This window comes from Cupriavidus sp. SK-3 (assembly GCF_000611145.1).
GTDB lineage: Bacteria > Pseudomonadota > Gammaproteobacteria > Burkholderiales > Burkholderiaceae > Cupriavidus.
On sequence record NZ_JFJV02000086.1, the window covers coordinates 1 to 866 of the forward strand.

An 866-nucleotide genomic window follows, 5' to 3' on the forward strand; every position below is an offset into this window, starting at 1 on the left:
CTCCAGACGCAGGCCGACATGGCGGTCAGCCGGCGGCGCGGTACGCGCGGGTGCGGGGGAGTCATTGGCTGTGATGGCACTACGCGTGCTAGCGAGTCGCTCCTCGGAGAGGCGCACTTCGCTCTGCACTTGTTCCAGCCGGGCTTCGGCGGCCTTGATGGCTTCCGTCACGGACGTGTATCCCTCGGGGACTACCGGCACTTCCTTGACGTCCACGCGGATCTTTATGTCGGTGAGTTGGCGCTGCAGGTCGGCTTTCTCGCGGTTGACCTTCTCAATGGCGAACTGCAGGGCATCGACGTTGGCGCTTTGCGAGGCAAGGGCGGCCTGCGCCTCGATCAGCGCCGCCTGCTGCGCGTCCGTGCTACGGCCAGCGGCGGCGATTTGTTCCTTGAGATACTTGAGTTCGATCTGAGACTGGTCGTGCTGCGCCATACTGGCCGACAACTCTTCCTCGGTACCGGCGAGCTGGTTCTCCAGCGTCTCCATTTCGGAACTCAGGGCGCGGTAGCGGTCAATGAAGGGCAGGATTTCGGCGCGGCTGAACGGCTCGTTACTGCGCTTGGCCTTGACTACCAGCGCGATCTCGTCCGCCGTGATGTCCTGCCGCTTGAGAATGTTCAGCTCCCCGATATTCAGGAAGGTGAGCGCATCGTTGTTGTGCATGAAGCGCTCGTAGATCTGCAGATACCGTTTGGCCGACCACTTGGGGATCCTCAACGTGTGATCGGCAAATCGGTACAAGAGGGAGCGCGCTTCGTTGGCAGCCTGCGCAGAGTCTGGGCGGCGGGCCGACAGCGCCGTGAACGTGATGTGTTGAATCTGTGCGAGCTTAGAGCCGATCACGACGTGCTCGGAAAAGATGC

The 866-nt window shown here is 62.0% G+C and carries 1 pseudogene; it reads right to left on the bottom strand.

The annotated features are described in order from the left end of the window. Positions 1–666, bottom strand: a pseudogene (locus CF70_RS09095) (hypothetical protein); the annotation flags it as partial. Positions 667–866: the final 200 nt, after the last annotated feature.